The organism is Methanoculleus sp. 10 (assembly GCF_913757945.1).
In the GTDB taxonomy this organism is placed as follows: Archaea; Halobacteriota; Methanomicrobia; order Methanomicrobiales; family Methanoculleaceae; genus Methanoculleus.
Genome location: NZ_CAJYDP010000002.1, coordinates 294204 through 309385 on the forward strand (window position 1 = coordinate 294204; position 15182 = coordinate 309385).

The 15182-nt window shown below is 63.9% G+C and carries 21 protein-coding genes, 1 tRNA gene and 1 pseudogene; 11 read left to right on the forward strand and 12 right to left on the reverse strand.

Annotated elements, in window-relative coordinates; all coding sequences use genetic code 11:
- Positions 1-104 precede the first annotated feature (104 nt).
- Positions 105-821 carry a small multi-drug export protein gene (locus tag QZ408_RS03180; RefSeq protein ID WP_292489724.1) on the forward strand — a complete coding sequence of 239 codons (717 nt, stop codon included), beginning with the start codon at positions 105-107 and terminating at the stop codon, positions 819-821.
- A 46-nt stretch (positions 822-867) separates the two neighbouring features.
- Here QZ408_RS03180 and QZ408_RS03185 read toward each other — a convergent pair whose 3' ends face one another.
- Positions 868-1221 (reverse strand): VOC family protein, encoded by a 354-nt coding sequence (locus QZ408_RS03185; RefSeq protein ID WP_292489726.1) that lies wholly within the window; start codon positions 1219-1221, stop codon positions 868-870.
- Positions 1222-1425: 204 nt separating this feature from the next.
- Between QZ408_RS03185 and QZ408_RS03190 the strand changes: the two genes are divergently transcribed.
- The 5 genes from QZ408_RS03190 to QZ408_RS03210 all read left to right on the forward strand — a co-directional run bounded on the left by QZ408_RS03190 (position 1426) and on the right by QZ408_RS03210 (position 5515).
- The gene (locus tag QZ408_RS03190) at positions 1426-2154 is read left to right on the forward strand and encodes an aldo/keto reductase (RefSeq protein WP_292489728.1); all 729 of its coding nucleotides are present in this window, start codon (positions 1426-1428) and stop codon (positions 2152-2154) included.
- A gap of 99 nt (positions 2155-2253) precedes the next feature.
- On the forward strand, positions 2254-3438 hold the full coding sequence (locus QZ408_RS03195) for an MFS transporter (protein WP_292489730.1): 1185 nt from the start codon (positions 2254-2256) through the stop codon (positions 3436-3438).
- A gap of 72 nt (positions 3439-3510) precedes the next feature.
- Positions 3511-4659, forward strand: a complete 1149-nt coding sequence (locus QZ408_RS03200; RefSeq protein WP_292489733.1) for a CPBP family intramembrane glutamic endopeptidase — start codon at positions 3511-3513, stop codon at positions 4657-4659.
- Positions 4660-5018: 359 nt separating this feature from the next.
- Positions 5019-5246, forward strand: coding sequence for a hypothetical protein (locus QZ408_RS03205; RefSeq protein WP_292489735.1), 228 nt, complete (start codon positions 5019-5021; stop codon positions 5244-5246).
- Positions 5243-5515: a type II toxin-antitoxin system RelE/ParE family toxin gene (locus QZ408_RS03210; RefSeq protein ID WP_292489737.1), complete on the forward strand. Its 273-nt coding sequence runs from the start codon at positions 5243-5245 to the stop codon at positions 5513-5515. The genes QZ408_RS03205 and QZ408_RS03210 overlap by 4 nt, the downstream gene beginning before the upstream one ends.
- A 275-nt stretch (positions 5516-5790) precedes the next feature.
- Here QZ408_RS03210 and QZ408_RS03215 read toward each other — a convergent pair.
- The 3 genes from QZ408_RS03215 to QZ408_RS03225 all read right to left on the reverse strand — a co-directional run bounded on the left by QZ408_RS03215 (position 5791) and on the right by QZ408_RS03225 (position 7529).
- Positions 5791-5877, reverse strand: a tRNA-Ser gene (locus QZ408_RS03215).
- A gap of 63 nt (positions 5878-5940) precedes the next feature.
- A complete protein-coding gene (locus QZ408_RS03220; protein WP_292489739.1) occupies positions 5941-6852 on the reverse strand; it encodes an RNA-guided pseudouridylation complex pseudouridine synthase subunit Cbf5 in 912 nt (303 codons plus the stop codon).
- Positions 6849-7529, reverse strand: a complete 681-nt coding sequence (locus tag QZ408_RS03225; RefSeq protein WP_292489741.1) for a uroporphyrinogen-III synthase — start codon at positions 7527-7529, stop codon at positions 6849-6851. Before QZ408_RS03225 ends, QZ408_RS03220 begins: the two co-directional genes overlap by 4 nt.
- An 89-nt stretch (positions 7530-7618) precedes the next feature.
- On the opposite strand from QZ408_RS03225, the gene QZ408_RS03230 reads away from it, so the two are divergent.
- The 4 genes and pseudogenes from QZ408_RS03230 to QZ408_RS03245 all read left to right on the forward strand — a co-directional run bounded on the left by QZ408_RS03230 (position 7619) and on the right by QZ408_RS03245 (position 11079).
- On the forward strand, positions 7619-8830 hold the full coding sequence (locus QZ408_RS03230; protein ID WP_292489744.1) for a tripartite tricarboxylate transporter permease: 1212 nt from the start codon (positions 7619-7621) through the stop codon (positions 8828-8830).
- 33 nt (positions 8831-8863) lie between these two features.
- Entirely contained in the window at positions 8864-9718 is an 855-nt protein-coding gene (locus tag QZ408_RS03235; protein WP_292489746.1) for an RNA-processing protein, read from the forward strand.
- Positions 9715-10316, forward strand: a pseudogene (locus QZ408_RS03240) (fibrillarin-like rRNA/tRNA 2'-O-methyltransferase). Before QZ408_RS03235 ends, QZ408_RS03240 begins: the two are co-directional and overlap by 4 nt.
- Before the next feature lie 31 nt (positions 10317-10347).
- Positions 10348-11079 (forward strand): DUF1614 domain-containing protein, encoded by a 732-nt coding sequence (locus QZ408_RS03245; protein WP_292489748.1) that lies wholly within the window; start codon positions 10348-10350, stop codon positions 11077-11079.
- A gap of 183 nt (positions 11080-11262) precedes the next feature.
- On the opposite strand, the gene QZ408_RS03250 is transcribed toward QZ408_RS03245, so the two are convergent.
- From QZ408_RS03250 to QZ408_RS03260, 3 genes are read right to left on the reverse strand one after another with little or no spacing between them, the layout of a single operon-like run.
- The gene (locus QZ408_RS03250) at positions 11263-11514 is read right to left on the reverse strand and encodes a DUF86 domain-containing protein (RefSeq protein ID WP_292489750.1); all 252 of its coding nucleotides are present in this window, start codon (positions 11512-11514) and stop codon (positions 11263-11265) included.
- Entirely contained in the window at positions 11477-11704 is a 228-nt protein-coding gene (locus QZ408_RS03255) for a hypothetical protein (RefSeq protein WP_292489752.1), read from the reverse strand. Before QZ408_RS03255 ends, QZ408_RS03250 begins: the two co-directional genes overlap by 38 nt.
- A complete protein-coding gene (locus QZ408_RS03260) occupies positions 11701-12114 on the reverse strand; it encodes a nucleotidyltransferase domain-containing protein (RefSeq protein WP_292489755.1) in 414 nt (137 codons plus the stop codon). The genes QZ408_RS03255 and QZ408_RS03260 overlap by 4 nt, the downstream gene beginning before the upstream one ends.
- 225 nt (positions 12115-12339) lie before the next feature.
- Here QZ408_RS03260 and QZ408_RS03265 point away from each other — a divergent pair, with 225 nt between their 5' ends.
- Positions 12340-12633 carry an addiction module toxin RelE gene (locus tag QZ408_RS03265; protein WP_292489756.1) on the forward strand — a complete coding sequence of 98 codons (294 nt, stop codon included), beginning with the start codon at positions 12340-12342 and terminating at the stop codon, positions 12631-12633.
- On the opposite strand, the gene QZ408_RS03270 is transcribed toward QZ408_RS03265, so the two are convergent.
- The 5 genes from QZ408_RS03270 to QZ408_RS03290 all read right to left on the reverse strand — a co-directional run bounded on the left by QZ408_RS03270 (position 12630) and on the right by QZ408_RS03290 (position 15136).
- Entirely contained in the window at positions 12630-12833 is a 204-nt protein-coding gene (locus QZ408_RS03270; protein ID WP_292489758.1) for a hypothetical protein, read from the reverse strand. The two genes, QZ408_RS03265 and QZ408_RS03270, sit on opposite strands and share 4 nt — an antisense overlap.
- Positions 12834-13096: 263 nt before the next feature.
- Positions 13097-13390 (reverse strand): type II toxin-antitoxin system HicB family antitoxin, encoded by a 294-nt coding sequence (locus tag QZ408_RS03275; protein ID WP_292489759.1) that lies wholly within the window; start codon positions 13388-13390, stop codon positions 13097-13099.
- 100 nt (positions 13391-13490) lie between these two features.
- Complete coding sequence (locus QZ408_RS03280) at positions 13491-14321, reverse strand: TIM barrel protein (RefSeq protein WP_292489760.1); 831 nt, start codon at positions 14319-14321, stop codon at positions 13491-13493.
- The gene (locus QZ408_RS03285; RefSeq protein WP_292489785.1) at positions 14308-15042 is read right to left on the reverse strand and encodes a TIM barrel protein; all 735 of its coding nucleotides are present in this window, start codon (positions 15040-15042) and stop codon (positions 14308-14310) included. Before QZ408_RS03285 ends, QZ408_RS03280 begins: the two co-directional genes overlap by 14 nt.
- Positions 14999-15136, reverse strand: coding sequence for a hypothetical protein (locus QZ408_RS03290; protein WP_292489761.1), 138 nt, complete (start codon positions 15134-15136; stop codon positions 14999-15001). The genes QZ408_RS03285 and QZ408_RS03290 overlap by 44 nt, the downstream gene beginning before the upstream one ends.
- Between the last annotated feature and the right edge of the window lie 46 nt (positions 15137-15182).

Genomic DNA, 15182 nt, shown 5'->3' on the forward strand with positions numbered 1-15182 from the left:
CCTCACGCTCCGGAGATTTGAACCTGCTGGACCCCTCTCTGCTAACGTATTTAACTGGAAACCTCAAATCAGAACTGAGTATCTCCCACCTGGGAGTTCGACCCATGACCGTGGACCATACAACCAGCGCCCCCGGGCCAGCCCGGTGGAAAGCCCTCCTTCAAAACCCCTGCCTAATCAGCCTCATAAAATTCATCCTTCCACTCGCCGTCATCCCGGCCATCTTTGCGGCGCTCTACCTGACTGAGCCCTACCAGCAGTTCCTCATTCTCTCCGGCCTGATCGCCGCCTACTTTGTCCCTCCGGCAGGGAAGGAGACGATCATCCCGATCGCGATCCTGATGGGTTACCCCTGGTGGCTCATTATGCTCGTGATCTTCCTCCTCGACGTTGCCGTCTCCCTCTTCGTCGTCTGGAACTTCGATCTCGCGCTGAAGATCCCGCTCGTCGGCCGGTTGCTCGAGAGTGGAATGGCAGTGGCCCGGAACTACACCGAGACCCAGCCCTGGCTCCGGCGGCTCTCGACGGTCGGGCTCATCCTCTTTGTCTTCTTCCCGCTCCAGGGAACCGGGGCGATGAACGGGTCGATCTTAGGAAGGCTGCTCGGGCTCGAGAAGTCCCGGGTCTTTTCGTGCGTCTGCATCGGGTCGTTCACCTCCAGCCTCGTCATCGCGCTTGGTGCCGACGTCCTCATCGACGTCTACCGGCAGGATCCGGCGCTCGGGATCGGGCTGCTGGTCCTGGTCGTTGTCGCCGTCCTTGCGGGGGTGGTGGGATGGCGGATGCGGGACCGAAGGCTCCGGGGCCGGGTTCCCCGGTGAGGGATCTTCGCACCTGCACCTCTCCCCACCCGGGATGTCGTCCTCCTCACACCGCCCCCGGGTCGTCCTCCCAGAGTCCCAGCCGGTTCCCCTCTGTATCCTCGCAGAGGGCAAAGTAGCCCCGCCCTGGGACTGCTCTCTTCCGGACCGCAACCCTTCCCCCGGCCCGCTCCACCCTGCCTGTATACTCCTCGACCGAAGGGACACCGACAAAGACCGTTATCGGCTCCCCGGGGTGGGCCCGCGGGAGTATCTCGCCGCCGATCCCGCCCGTCGCGAGCTCGAAGGCCCCCTCCATCCCCGGGAACGGTTCCGCCGTCCAGGAGAATACCTCCTCGTAGAACGCCCGCGCCCGCCCGGTCTCGGCGGCGGGGACGTTGAACCAGACTATCGTCGGCATGCATTCCGGTGGAGGCCGCGGCGCATAACTGTTTCCCCCGCTCCGGCGCTGAAGGTTTTTATAGGCGGGCACGGATAGGGTGGCTCATGGCGGCACTGGAGAAGCGCAGGTTCGGGAAGACCGGGGAGGAGGTCACGGTGGTGGGGCTCTGGGGAAGGGGTCCTGAGGACCTACGGGCGGCACGTAGAGGCACGGGCCGTCATCATGGAGGCCCTCAACCAGGGGATCACCTACTTCGACTCGGCGAAGGTCTACGCCGGGAGCGAGGACTACTACGGCGAGGTCTGGCGGAGCAGCCCCGATCTTCGGGCACCCGTATTCCAGGCCAGCAAATCGGCGAGCCGGCTGCATGCCGAAGCCGAGATGGACCTTGAGGAGACCCTCCAGAGGCTGGGGATCGAGACCCTCGACCTCTGGCAGATCCACGATATCCGGACCTTCCCCGAGATCCGGGAACTCGAGGGGCCGAGCGGCGCCCTTGCGGCGTTTGTCGAGGCAAAGGAGATGGGCATCGTCCGGTATATCGGGGTGACGGGGCACCACGACCCGGATGTCCTCTCGCACGCCGTGGAGAACTGGCCGGTCGACGCCGTCATGCTGCCCGCAAACCCCGTGGAAGGGGCACTCGGCGGGTTCCTCACCTCGACGCTCACCACCGCGAAGGAGCAGGGCGTCGCGGTCATCGGGATGAAGGTGCTCGGCAAAGCGAACTACCTCGTCCCCGATGCGGGGGTGACACCGGAGACCCTCGTGCGCTACGCTCTCGCCCAGGAGATCTCTGTCGCCATCGTCGGCTGTTCGACGCCCGCGGAGGTGCGGGCGCTTGCGGCGGCCGGGCGGAGCGGGCCGCTCACCGACGACGAAGCGGAGGCACTCGTCGAAGCGTTCCGCCCCTACACCCGCGAGCTCGCGTACTACCGGGGACACCTGTGAGACAGCCCTCCGGCGCCGCACTCTCCTGTCAACGATATATGCTGGCGGCGCCAACCTACCGGGAGGAAGCGGCGGCATGCCGCAGGGAGAGATACTGTTATGACAACGAGGGTGCTGCACCGGGACCGCATCGCCACATCGTCGGACGCCATCCTCGTGCTGGTCGTGCTCGTCATCTTCATGGACATGATGATCTACGGCCTCCTCATCCCGGTCTTCCCCGGGTACGCTCCCCGGCTCGGGGTCGACGAATCGATCATCGGGGTCGTCTTCGGGGTCTACGCTGTCATGCTCCTCCTCTTCTCCATACCGATGGGCCTCCTCTCCGACCGGGTTGGGCGCCGGCCTCTTATCGTCGCCGGGATGCTCCTCCTCGCTCTCGCGACGGCCCTCTTCGGCCTCTCGACCACGGTCGTGCACCTCTTCGTCGCCCGGACGGTCCAGGGGGTGTCGGCCGCGGCCACCTGGTCCGCGGGGCTTGCGCTCCTTGCCGATACCTGCGAACCTTCCCGGCTCGGGGAGAGGATGGGTGTCACGCTCTCGGCCGTCGGTTTCGGGACCGTCCTCGGGCCGGTCGTCGGGGGGCTGCTCTTCGAGTACCTGGGCTACACCGCGACGTTTCTCATCCCGGCGGTGCTGGTGGCCTCGGTCGGCCTCGCGGTCCTCGCCGTCCCGGTCCGTACCTGCAGGCAGGGGCGCTCAGAGATGCTGCCCCGGGGCAACCTCCTCCCGCTCGCCGCATGTGCAGCCGTGGTCGTCGCGGTCTCCGGGACTTACGGCGTCGTGGACCCCTACCTCCCGGTCTACCTGCACACTGCCTTCTCGGCGTCTCCTGCGATGATCGGCGTCGTGTTTGCGGTGCTGGCGGCCGCGGCCATCCTCGCCCAGCCGGCGGCCGGGAGGTTCTACGACCGGCACGGGGGCAGCCGCCACCTCATCGGCGCCGGGCTCCTCCTCTCGGGCGTCGCGCTCGTCGCGGCCATCGAGGCCCCGGCGTTGCCGCTGGTCGCCGCCGCCGTCTTTGCGCTCGGGATCGCGCTGAGCTGCGCCCTGGTGCCGGTGATGCCGATCATGGCCGGGATCTACCGGGACCAGGGCTCGCAGGGCGCCGCCTACGGGATCTACAACACCTTCTTCTCGGTAGGGCTCTCGGCCGGGCCGTTTGCGGGGGCCGTCATCGCCGGCCGGTGGCCATTATCGGCAGTATTCCTCCTGCAGGCAACGGCTCTCGCGGTTACGGGGGTTCTCGGCTGGCTTGCCATCGGGAGGCTGCACTGGCGGTGATCCGGCCCTCATGCGCTATCTTCTTGGCGCGGCCGGGCCTACAGAATACCGCGTTTCTCTCCGGATGATACCATGCCGTTCGAACCCTGCCGTCGCCACGTCCCCGAACTGCTGCTCGCCTTCTTCGGTCTCATCCTGCTGGTCGTGAGCTCCGGGTCCGTCGGCGGGGAGGCGGGATCGTTCCTCACCGCCGCACTCGACGTGGCGCCCTTTGTCGTCCTCGCGATGCTCGTCTACCTTGCCGGGGACCGGCACCGGGCGTTCCGGTGGACCGCCGGCATCTGGCTCCTCGTCCTCGTCGGCGGCATTGCGGCCGCGACGGCAGGTTTCGGGGTTATATCCATCCTGCCGGCGGAGGCGCTCGAGGCCGAAGAGTCCGCTCCGGAGATGGTCGACCTTGCTCTCGTCGCAGAGGTGGCCTTCCTCCTCCTCGGCGTCCTCGGGGCAGCGCTCGCAAGCCTCGTCGGGTTCTCCCGCCGGTTCCGGGTATGGCTCGCCCGGTACCTCCCGTTCGACCCGGACTCGCTCCTTCACTCGGCTGCGCTCGTGGTCATCCTTGCCCTGACCCTGATCCCGCCGGTGCCCCTCCTGGTGACGGGGGTCCCGCCCTATCTCTCGCCGCAGTTCATAGAACTCCTGACGGAATCCGGGGACCTCCTCGGGGATACGGTCACGCTGAACGCCTATACCCTCTTCTGGACGATCTTCGGCTCGTTCTTCATCGCCGGCGCATGCGTGCGGCGAACGCCTCGTGAGGCCCTGGAGCGTCTCGGGCTCGTCCGTCCAACGTGGCGCGAGGTTGTTCTCGCGGTTGTCGCGGCGTTCGCGCTCGTCGTGGCGTTCCACTTCATCGACCCGGCGCTCGCCGCGCTTGTGGGCTCCCTCGGCCTGCCCGTCACCGACGTCGAGACCGTCAACCTGCTTTTTGCGGGGACGCTCACCATCCCCGGGATCATCGTAGCATCCATCACGGCAGGTTTCGGCGAGGAGGTCAGCATCCGCGGGCTGCTCCAGCCCCGGTTTGGCATCCTCCTCCCGGCGCTCCTCTTTGCATCGCTCCACGCGTTCCAGTACAGCTGGGACGGCCTCATATCGGTCTTCCTTGCGGGGATCGTCTTTGCCTGCATCCGGAAGCGCTCGAACACCACGACGTCGGCGATCACGCATACCATCTACGATCTCGTGCTCTTCGCCCTGCTCATGACGGGGATATCGATCTGAAGAGTCAGAGCCCGGGTTTTGTCCGAAGATAAGTCAGTGCTTCCGGCGGACCTTTGACTGGTGACCGACTTCCACCAACGATGAGCCGTCGTTGTTTCCCGGCATTTTTCCGAACTCTGCGTCGCGCGAGGAGGGCTATTGCCATGCCCAATTGGAGCGCGGTGCCCGACGAGTGCCGTGAGCACGACGGGTCGTGAAACGAGCACACATGATTGACCGCACGATCTCCCACAATTGAGCACAGATATGTGCAGATTACCTCTATTTCCCTCCGGGGATGACGATTGTGAAGAGTAGGGGAAGTCAGGAATGCGGACCCTGACAAAATCTTTATCTCCCATACTGCTCTATGGATAACTATGGTTACGACGATCCAACTCCAACCCGAGACCAAGTCTCGCCTGGATGATGTGAAACTCCATCCACGAGAAACCTACGACGAGACGCTGAACCGTCTCCTGGACATGGCGTATGATCCGGAACCGCTTTCCGAAGAGTCCATGAAGAAAATCGAAGAAGCCTTCGAAGACATCCGGGCCGGCAGAGTTCGCCCCTTCGAGGAGTATGTTCAGGAACGGGGCTTATGATATGGCGACTGCTCATCACGGCGGGTGCCGAGCGGGACCTCAATAAAATCCCGGAACCTGATAGCAAACGAATTAAGGATGAACTCCGTGCTCTGGCAGATGAACCGCACCCTAAATCTTACGTTAAAAAGATAAAGGGGCACTCACGCAGTCCCCTGTACTCTTTTCGTGTTGGGCAGTATCGAGCGACCCTCACCATCGAGGGCAATACAATGATAATCACCCTGGTCGAGGTCGGAAACCGGAGTAAAGTCTATCGGAGATATTGATGTGTCGCGAAAACTGCGAAACTGATACGTCAATCCCAACTCATTAGCCGGCACGCGACACAGCACCAGCCGACCGGAACGAGACCTCCCTTCCTCTCAACGACACCCTGAACATAGGTCCGGCTCATCGCGGACCTGCACACCTGGCACCTCGGTGCCGGCTCTCTTTTCCCTACGCTATAGGATAGCAAAAGCACGAAGGGTGTGTATACGTATCCCGGATACCCAACGAGACAGAACGGATCGAATAATAATACTCTGTGCAATAGTAAAAACGCTGAGGGGGAGATTTGAACTCCCGAGGGGCTCAACGCCCCACGGGCTTTCCAGGCCCGCGCCTTACCGGTCTAGACTACCTCAGCACAGAACGTGCATCATTAGTTGGCGCGTGAGTCTATTAATAATATCTCCCCGCGGCCGGGGTATCACGAACGTCCTCGCGCCTTCCAGCCCCGGGGATAGGTGCCGGGCTGCATCAGGACGGTGGTGGGGGCGACGACGAGCCCGGGTTCCCCGGGTTTCAGCGCCGGTGAACCGACGAGGGCCTTCCCGAGACCCACGAGTTCGCCGCGCCCGGTCACGATCGCGACCGTCTCGCCTTTCGCAAACCCGCCTTCCTTCCCGGTGATCCCCACCCCGGCGAGCACCGCACCGTGGCAGACGGCGTCGACCGCGGTGTCGCGGATGACGACCTTCGGGAGGTCGGCGACGGCGGCCCCCGGGGGGAGGATCATCCACCGGAGCGGGCCAGGATCGCCTTCCTGTGCCGCTGCAACGGCATCGGCGAGCTCGTGGAGCGAGACGGCGGTGGTCTCGTCGAACGGCCCGGAGCGTATCCGCCGGAGTTCCTGCATATGGGCAGAGACCCCGAGAGCGTAGCCCATGTGGATGCAGAGCGTCCGGATGTAGGTGCCGGCATCGCACCGGACGCGGAAGAGGACGAGCCGGCCCTGCATATCGAGGACTTCGATCTCCTGGATCTTCCGGATCCGGAGGCTCCGCTTCACCGCGCTCTTTCGCGGCGGCCGCTGGTAGATCCGGCCGGTGAACTCCTCTGCCACCCGGTCCACGGCCTCCCTCGATACGTCACCGTGGAGCCTCATCAAGCAGACATACTCCTTGTTGTGCGAGAGAAGGACGGGGGCGAGCCGGACGGCGCCGCCGAACATGACGATGAGCACCCCGGAGACCTGCGGGTCGAGCGTTCCGGCGTGGCCCACCCGCCGCCCGAGGATATCCCCGACCCAGGCGGTCACCTGGTGGCTGCTCGGCCCCCGGGGCTTATCGATGACGACGATACCGGACTCGGGGACACGGGTCTCTTCCCGGCCGGTCATGCCCCTTCCCGGCGGCGGTTCAGCGCCTCGAGGGTTCCGGCGAGCGATCCGTCCCCGACGACCACCGGGGGATGTCCGCCGGCCCGCATAGCGTCGGCGGTGATGTCGCCGATGGCGACGAGAAGGAGGCCGTCCCGGGGCCGCCACCGGGCCTCCCGGTAGGACATGGCGCTCGTGAAGAGGACGGCGTCGGCGGCGTCAAGCGCGAGTTCGGTCCCCGTGGGGACGAGCGCGTAGACCCGCTCCTCCCGGACCGTTCCTCCCGCTCCGGCGATAGCGTTATGGAGGCCCGGGTTCGGGACGTCGGCCCGCGGGATCCCGACCGTCCGTCCCCGGAGCCAGTCGCCGAGGTAGGGGACGAAGTCCCGGGAGTAAAACGAGGGGAGGACTTCCGCATCGATCCCCGACTCCCGGAGGACTTCCGCCGTCTTCGGCCCGATGGCGATCACCCGGGGCCACCGCTTGAGTTTCGGCCCGACGATCGCGGCAGGGAGGGCGCTTGAGAAGAAGAGGCAGTCGAACTCGCCGCGGTGGACGGCGTCGACGAACGCGGCGACCCTCTCCATCCGAAGTTCCGCCCGGAGCGGCGAGACCGTGTAGCAATCGTGGCCGTAGGAGGCGCAGAGCGCGCGGTCTCCTGCCGCCTTGTTTTCGAGCCGGGTGATGGCGATCTTCATCGCTACAACCATCGCCTTCGTGGGATATGACTGTATCGCCCGGTACAATCCGGTTGGTTTATCCGCCGCGGCTCCGACCGATAATTTGCGTGCTCGTCGGTATCGTCTTCGGGGCCGCCATCGGCATCGGCTGCGGCGTCGTGAGCGGCCTCGTCCCCGGCATCCATGCGAACACCATGGCAGGCGTCCTTCTCTCGCTCCAGGCGCTCCTCCTTGCCTGGTTCGACCCGGTGTTTATCGCCTCGGCCATGTTCTCCACGCTCGTTACGCACACGTTCCTCGACTGCGTCCCCGGGACGTTCCTCGGCATCCCCGATGCCGACACGTCGCTTGCCGTCCTCCCGGCGCACGCCCTCTGTCTCGAAGGAAAGGGGGAGGAGGCCGTCAGGATATCGGCTCTCGGGAGCGCCGCCGGGGTCGCCCTCTCCCTCCCGCTCGCGGTGGCGTTCGTCCTGGTCCTTCCTGCGCTCCAGCCGGGGATCGACTGGGGCATCGGCCTCATCATCCTCGCTGTCGCCGGCTACCTCATCGTCGTCTCCGAGTCGCCGGGGTGGGCGCTCGCGGTCTTCTCGGTCTCGGGTGTGCTCGGTCTCTTCTCCCTCAACTACTCCTTCCTTGCCTGGCCGGCGGGCGGCGAGTCCGGGGTGCTGATGCCCCTCCTCTCCGGGCTCTTCGGGATCGCGGTCCTCCTCCGGGCATCACACGGGCTCATGCCCGCACAGCATTTTGTGGGGATCGATCTTTCTCCCGGCGCAATCCGGCGCGGCTCTATCCTCGGTTCCATCGCGGGCGCTCTCGTCGGCTGGCTCCCCGGTCTCTCGAACGCCACGGCGAACGCCCTCTTAACGTCGGTCATCGGCTACGACTCTAACCCGCGCGAGTATATCCTTGCAACCAGCGCCGCGAACACCGTGAACGCTTTCCTCGGGCTTGCGGCGCTCTACGCCATATCCCGGACGCGGAACGGGGTGATGGCGGCGCTTGCGGCGGCAGAAGAGGTCCCGCCGGCCACCGCCGTCCTCCTCGCGGGCGCACTGGCCGCGGTCGGGGCTTACCTCCTGACCATCCTCCTCTCGCGTGCGGCCTGGTGGTTCGGGGACGTGAACGTCACAAGGCTCAACTACGGCGTCATCGCCTTTGTCACCCTCCTCTCCCTCTTCCTCTGCGGGCCGTTCGGGGGGCTGGTCCTCCTGCTCGCAACGGCGGTCGGCTACGTCCCGTCCCTGGTCAACATCCGCCGGGTCTACTGCATGGGGGCGATCATGGTCCCGGTGATGGTCTACTCCTTCGGGATCGCCTGACCCCTTATATCAGCGAAACCCCAATACCGTACCATGCTACAGCGCTACTGGTTCGGGGACGTCGATGAGGAGGGGTGCCGGGCGGCCGGCACCGATCCGGCTGAGCTCGCCAGGCGGGCGGCCACGCTCCGCACCAGTATGGAAACTTATGTTCCCATCGACTGGGAGGTTGCCCGGGACTGTGGGGTCGTCCGGACCCGGGCGGAGTACGTCGACCTGCTCCGTGCGGTCTGCATCGCCCGGGCCAGGGAAAAGATTGCGATCTCCTACCAGGCCCGGGACGTCGAACTCCTCCAGATGGTCAGGATGCTCGACGAACTCGACAACGTCATCAACCTCCTCTCGGAGCGTGCCGCGGAGTGGTACCAGGTCACGACACCGTCGTTCTCGCGGAAGTACCGCAGCCTCCCGGCAAAGAAGATGCTCGACCTCGTCCGGAGGGGGGCCCGGGGTGGCCTTTCGGATGTTGCCGGCGAGATCGAGCGGCTCACCGGGACGCGGAGCCGCCTGATGCGGGAGGTCTCGGCCAGGGCCGACGAGGTGCTGCCGAACACGAGCGCCCTCATCGGCGGCCTGGTCGCGGCCCGCCTCCTCTCCCGGGCGGGGGCTTTCGGCGCTCGCGAAGATGCCGGGGAGCGCCATCCAGGTCCTCGGCTCGGGCGGGCGCTTTTTCACCTCCGGGCCGGGACACCGCCGCCGAAGCACGGGATCATATTCCAGCACCGCCGGGTCCACAACGCGCCCCGTGAGGTCCGGGGCCGGGTGGCCCGGGTGCTCGCGGCGAAACTTGCAATCGCCGCCCGGCTCGACTACTACCGGGGGGAGGCGGTGCCGGAGTTCATCAGGGACGCTCAGGCGCGGATCGACGAGGCGGGGGTCGCGGCATGATCCGGCTCGGGAACGTCCTGGTCTCGCCCGGTGAGGGCGGGGTCTACGGGGAGCGGACGCTCGACGGCTACCGGGTCTGGGACCCTTACCGGAGCAAGCTTGCGGCGCTCTATACGCTCGGCGGCGGAGTGGATCTTGCGCCCGGCATGAGGGTGCTCTACCTCGGTGCGGCGAACGGGACCACGGTCTCGCACGTCGCCGATTACGCCGGGACCGTCTACGCGGTGGAGTTTGCGCCCCGGCCGATGCAGGACCTCCTCGAGGTGGCCCGCCGGAGGAAGAACATTGTCCCGATCATGGCCGACGCGAACCGGCCGGAGGAGTATGCGCCCTTCATGGAGGCGGTCGACCTGATCTACCAGGATGTGGCGCAGCCAAACCAGGTCGAGATCGCGGAGCGGAACCTGGCCTTCCTCAAACCGGGGGGACACCTTATCCTGATGCTCAAGACCCGGAGCGTGGATGTCCGGAGGGACCCGGCCGAGGTGCTCAGCGAAGCCGGGCCGGGCTTCTGCGGCGGCTCGACGTGGTGGAGGTCCGGTGGCTTGAGCCCTACCACCACGACCACGCTGCGATCGTCTGCTCCTTGCGGGAGTAGTATATATTAGATGAGAGGGTGACTCCATCACATGGACCGGGTCGTCTTCAACCCTTTCTCCCCCCTGATGTTCCTCTTCCTCTTCGGGCTGCTCATACTCGCCGGGCTCGCCGTCATCCTCTTCCCGATCCTCTTCTTGACGGCGATCGGGGCGACGTTCACGAAGCTCGGGTTCTCCTGGCGTGAGGCGCTCCTGATCCTTCTCCTGACGCTTGCCGGGAGTTTCGTCAACATCCCGGTTCGGACACTGGAGAGCCGTGCCGCGCCAGCATACGACCGCTACGTCGCCATGTACGGGCGGCTCTACCGGATCCCGCAGCCGGTGCAGCGGACGGTCCTCGCGGTCAACGTCGGCGGCGCCCTCATCCCCCTCGCGATATCGCTCTACCTGCTCTACGACTCGGTCGTGATCAGCGGCGGTTACCTGGTCATGGGTCTCGCCCTCGCCGGGGTGGCGGTCGTGACGGTCGTGACGAAAGTGGTCGCCCGCCCGGTGCCGGGCCTCGGGATAGCGACGCCGTTCTTCATCCCGCCGCTTGCGGCGCTCTTTGCGGCGCTCATCCTCTCGACATTTGCGGGCGGAGTCCCGGCCGCGGCCGTGATCATCGCCTACGTGAGCGGGACGCTCGGGACCCTGATCGGGGCGGACCTCCTCAATCTCCACCATATTGCAGAACTGGGGGCGCCGATGGCGAGCATCGGCGGGGCGGGGACGTTCGACGGCATATTCCTCTCCGGGATCATCGCGGCGCTGCTCGCGTAAATGCCCGCGGGTGTCCCGACTGCTGTGGCGGCCGTCCCGCTCCGGGCAACCGGAGTTTTGCGGCGCTCAATGCGCATCCGGCACCCGGGTACGGTTTCCTTTCGGGGAAGGGGGTGCCCCCCTCGAAGACCTTCAGCCTTCCCGTGCTCCAGTTCTACGAACCATCGCACTTCCCCGGCCCGGTCACCTTCCGCTCACCGACTGCAGGAAGCGTTCAACCTCCTGCCTGAAGAGAGAGAAGTCATCGATATGCTCCTTGAGGATCGAGAAGGCAAGAGCGTCGTCGATTGCCCCGTAGCGATGCACGACGATGTTCCGGAACCCCTTCATCGCCTTCAGGTTCTGCCGCATCCCCGGGGTGAGCACTCCGTGCCGGACGAGGTTTTCGAGGATATCCTCATCGGTCCCCGGGGACACCGATGTGGAGATCGGCATTCAGGATTGCGCAGATGTCAAAGACGTTCTCGACGGCATACTCGACGCGCTTGTATATCCCATCTTTCACGATGCCGAGCCGCCCGAACGAATCGGCCGAGTCGGGGAGGTGTTCTTTGACCATATCGAGACTCTCCGTCATCTCCTGGAGTTTGATGCGGATTGCCGTATCCCGGATCCTTCCCGTCATGCCATCGTCTCCTTGCCGATGTAATCGTACAGGCGGTGCTTGAAATCATCGAACTCCCGGATCGTCCGGTACGCGACATCGTAGAGGAACTGCTCATCGGGACAATAGATCACCTTTCCGCGGAGGACTTCCGTCCGGACATAGAGCGGCAGGTGAGCAAAGATCTGGATGTCGTAGCGGTCGTCGCAGAGCTCGGAGAGTGCTGCAAACCGGAACCGGGCTGCCTCCTCGCGGTCAGCGTCGTAATAGATACAGAGGTCGATGTCTGACCCTGCCTTCGCCCGTTCTTCGGCAACGGAGCCGTAGAGGATGACGAAACGAACCTTCTCGAACCCCTGAACGGTTCTCATCCGCTCAAGTGCGTGCCGGACAAAATGGTTCACCTGCTCATCACCCCCGGGCGTGCCCATAGTTCTAGATGGGTTCGCTCCCGGATTAACGTTTCCCGCGGCGGGGGCCGGACCGACGGAGAGGATTGAGGTGTCGTCGAAACCGTCAACGAGGTGTGGAGTAAAGGGTATTCGTTGAAATTAAGAAGATTTTCGCGGTTTTGGATATTTAGAGAGGAGTGGTTCTTACTGTGGATGATCGGAGAGATATAGTGTAACGCCGAAACTGTTTCTTAAGAGGGGCATATGGCTGAATATGAGATGTCTGAAAAATCTAAAAAATACCTGGCAAAGAATAAGTCAATAAAAAACGCGCTTCTTAAAAAGATCAGATATTGCCTGGAAGATCATTTACTTGATGCTCTTAAGGAGTGTGATAAGCACGAACTTAAAGGGGACCTGAAAGGTCTCTGGCGTTTGAAAGTTCCTTATAGGAGAGTTGTTGTGTATGAACTGGTGGGTGTCAGACCGAACAGGCACGCAAAAATATATTTTATAAAAACAGAGGAAGAGTACCACAACTGGTTAAACTCTGCTTAGTCTTTTAAGGCCTCTTCAACTTGTGTTCTGATATAGAATTTACCTTTCCTTATTTCGTCTATCTCCTGTAGCGCTTTACTCTTCTTTTCCGGCTTTTCCTGTTTAAATTTACGCTCTATTGTTTTACTAATTGATTCTTCTCCATGCCGGTGTGCAAGAATCTTTTTATATAGTTTATCCGAGATTTCAATCGTCTGCATATACATGGTGTCTGCCATCCTGGGGGATATACTTTGCGCAGTAGGTGCAAACCCCCTGTTCCGGGCAATTTTCGTCCATTCCGGTAGGGATGAGCCGGGAAACGTCCATGTAGACTGCGTATTCCGGCTGATCTCTCCCTGAGATGGTCGCGCGTGATGCGCTCACCGGAGTTTGGGATGGTCAGAACGAGATCTCCTCTCACCATGAATGGGTGTCTGCCTCCCCGGCATGGTCTCTCGAATCCCACGATCCTGAAAGTTCTTCACCCGCTGGTTCCGTGAGACAGGTCTGATCCTTCTGCTCCGGCACCTGTATCCACCCAGACGATCTCTCCCACCGTACGGCCGGCGATCGGAGGTATCGGGAGGCCGCGTCGAAGCCGTATGATCAACCATTCATCGATGACGTCGGCAAGATTCTTTCTGCACTCTTCCAGCGTCCTGCCGGTTGCAAAGACACCGGGAAGTTCTGGAACTTCTCCGTAATGCGGTTCATCATCCTCGATGATCTCGTAGCTGGCGCGTTCGAGTGCCGCGTTGATGTACTCAAGGATCATTGCATACCTCAATGGGATTGCCCCGGATTAACGTTTCCCGCGGCGGGGGCGGGTAGTACCGGCTGTCTCTCTCCCGTGCGGAGATCCTCCGGACAACCGTTCAGGGGAATTTCCGAAAGATCGCATCAAAGACCGTGATCTGGGCCTCATAGAACCCGGCGGGCTCGCGATACTCGAGGCTCACCGGGGTTGCAAGACGGGTCCGGATGCACCGGACGACATCGGAGAACGGGAGGCCGCCGCCGGGGTGGTCGAGCGGGAGGTGGCGGTCGGCGATGGAGCCCTCTTCGGTGTTTGAGAGGTGGAAGTGGCGGAGGTTGAGCGCCCGGAAGGGTTCGAGGGCTTCGGGGTAGGGGGTGCCGAGGTAGTTTGCCGCGCAGTAGAGGTGGGCAAAGTCAAGGCAGAACCCCCGGATCCTCCCGCCTGCAAGGTCTACGAGTTCTTCGGCCGTTGTCCCGAGCATGGGGCGGCCGCAAAAGACCGCGGGGAGGTTCTCAAGGGTGAGGCGGGGATCGAAGTGGCGGTCCAGGAACCGGTGGAACTCTTCACGGGCGGCGGACCGCCCGCCGGGTTCGTACCAGCCGGCATGGATGATGATGGTCTTCGCGCCGAGGGTATCTGCGGCTTCGAAGGTCCGGCTCATGGCCTCCTCGATATGCGCCCGGATCTCGGGGAGCGATCGAGCGTCGTAGGCCGCCGGAGCGCAGGGGTTCACCCCGTGGCCGTGGTGGGGCGCGTGAACGATCGAAGGGATGGCGGCCGCGGCGATTACCTCGATATCCCGGCGGAACGTCTCTCCCGGTATGACCCGGACCTGAATATGATCGATCTCCCCGCGGGCGTGGAGGGCTGCAAACCCGGGGAGGAGTTCGGTGTCCGTCGTCCTCAGGGTGGCCCCGATGCGGTAGGGGCGCGGTTCACGCTCCGGCATGGTCTTTCCGGAGGCGGGCGAAGACCTGCACCTGCCGGGTGTAGACCTCCGGGGAGTCCTGCTTGTACTCGAGCGTCGTCGGGACGGCGGGGTGCCGCCGGAGGCGGGAGAAGACCGCCGCAAGATCGAGGCCGCCGTCGGGGTGGTCGAGTTCGAGGTGCTCGTCGGTGATCGAGCCGCGTCGTACGTTCGAGAGGTGGTGGAGGGCCACGTCAAGGGACTCGAACCGCTCCAGTTCCTCTGCAAACGCGAGGCCGCGGTAGTTTGCGGTGCAGGCGAGGTGCGGGAAGTCGAGGCAGAACCGGGCGATCTTTTTAGCCGCAAGGGCGGCGAGTTCTCCGGCGGTGTTCCCGAGGAGGGGGTAGCCGGCGTAGACCGCGGGGAGGTTCTCGAGGGCGAGCCGGGGGTCGGCGTGGCGGTCGAGGAAGACGGAGAACTCTTCTTCGGCTCCCTGGCGCTCTCCGGGCAGGTATCTTCCCGCGTGGAGGACGATGGTCTTCGCGCCGAGGGTATCTGCGGCCTCGAAGGTCTGGCTCATGGCGAGCTCGATATGCGAGCGGATCTCCCGTGGCGCCCGGTCGTCGTAGGCCGCCGGAGCGCAGGGGTTGACGCCGTGGCTGTGATGAGGCGCGTGGACGACTGAAGGGATGCCTGTTGCGGCGATCGCCGCGATGCGCTCACGGAAGAGTGCCGGGGCAGGGGATGGCCTGGACCTGGATATGGCGGATTGTGCCCTCCTCGTAGAGCGCTGCGAGCAGCGCGAGTGTTTCCGGGTCGTCGAGCTGCACGGTGCAGCCGAGGTTGTAGTCAGCCATATATCACCCTCTGGTGTATGATATGCAGTGCCGGAAGAAAAGAATG

Excerpts from the sequence above, each read along its gene's own strand:
- QZ408_RS03180 (WP_292489724.1), top strand. The coding sequence starts at position 105 with ATGACCGTGGACCATACAACCAGCGCCCCCGGGCCAGCCCGGTGGAAA.
- QZ408_RS03185 (WP_292489726.1), bottom strand. The coding sequence starts at position 1,221 with ATGCCGACGATAGTCTGGTTCAACGTCCCCGCCGCCGAGACCGGGCGG.
- QZ408_RS03190 (WP_292489728.1), top strand. The coding sequence starts at position 1,426 with ATGGAGGCCCTCAACCAGGGGATCACCTACTTCGACTCGGCGAAGGTC.
- QZ408_RS03195 (WP_292489730.1), top strand. The coding sequence starts at position 2,254 with ATGACAACGAGGGTGCTGCACCGGGACCGCATCGCCACATCGTCGGAC.
- QZ408_RS03200 (WP_292489733.1), top strand. The coding sequence starts at position 3,511 with ATGCCGTTCGAACCCTGCCGTCGCCACGTCCCCGAACTGCTGCTCGCC.
- QZ408_RS03205 (WP_292489735.1), top strand. The coding sequence starts at position 5,019 with ATGGTTACGACGATCCAACTCCAACCCGAGACCAAGTCTCGCCTGGAT.
- QZ408_RS03210 (WP_292489737.1), top strand. The coding sequence starts at position 5,243 with ATGATATGGCGACTGCTCATCACGGCGGGTGCCGAGCGGGACCTCAAT.
- QZ408_RS03220 (WP_292489739.1), bottom strand. The coding sequence starts at position 6,852 with ATGACCGGCCGGGAAGAGACCCGTGTCCCCGAGTCCGGTATCGTCGTC.
- QZ408_RS03225 (WP_292489741.1), bottom strand. The coding sequence starts at position 7,529 with ATGAAGATCGCCATCACCCGGCTCGAAAACAAGGCGGCAGGAGACCGC.
- QZ408_RS03235 (WP_292489746.1), top strand. The coding sequence starts at position 8,864 with ATGCTACAGCGCTACTGGTTCGGGGACGTCGATGAGGAGGGGTGCCGG.
- QZ408_RS03245 (WP_292489748.1), top strand. The coding sequence starts at position 10,348 with ATGGACCGGGTCGTCTTCAACCCTTTCTCCCCCCTGATGTTCCTCTTC.
- QZ408_RS03250 (WP_292489750.1), bottom strand. The coding sequence starts at position 11,514 with ATGCCGATCTCCACATCGGTGTCCCCGGGGACCGATGAGGATATCCTC.
- QZ408_RS03255 (WP_292489752.1), bottom strand. The coding sequence starts at position 11,704 with ATGACGGGAAGGATCCGGGATACGGCAATCCGCATCAAACTCCAGGAG.
- QZ408_RS03260 (WP_292489755.1), bottom strand. The coding sequence starts at position 12,114 with ATGGGCACGCCCGGGGGTGATGAGCAGGTGAACCATTTTGTCCGGCAC.
- QZ408_RS03265 (WP_292489756.1), top strand. The coding sequence starts at position 12,340 with ATGGCTGAATATGAGATGTCTGAAAAATCTAAAAAATACCTGGCAAAG.
- QZ408_RS03270 (WP_292489758.1), bottom strand. The coding sequence starts at position 12,833 with ATGCAGACGATTGAAATCTCGGATAAACTATATAAAAAGATTCTTGCA.
- QZ408_RS03275 (WP_292489759.1), bottom strand. The coding sequence starts at position 13,390 with ATGATCCTTGAGTACATCAACGCGGCACTCGAACGCGCCAGCTACGAG.
- QZ408_RS03280 (WP_292489760.1), bottom strand. The coding sequence starts at position 14,321 with ATGCCGGAGCGTGAACCGCGCCCCTACCGCATCGGGGCCACCCTGAGG.
- QZ408_RS03290 (WP_292489761.1), bottom strand. The coding sequence starts at position 15,136 with ATGGCTGACTACAACCTCGGCTGCACCGTGCAGCTCGACGACCCGGAA.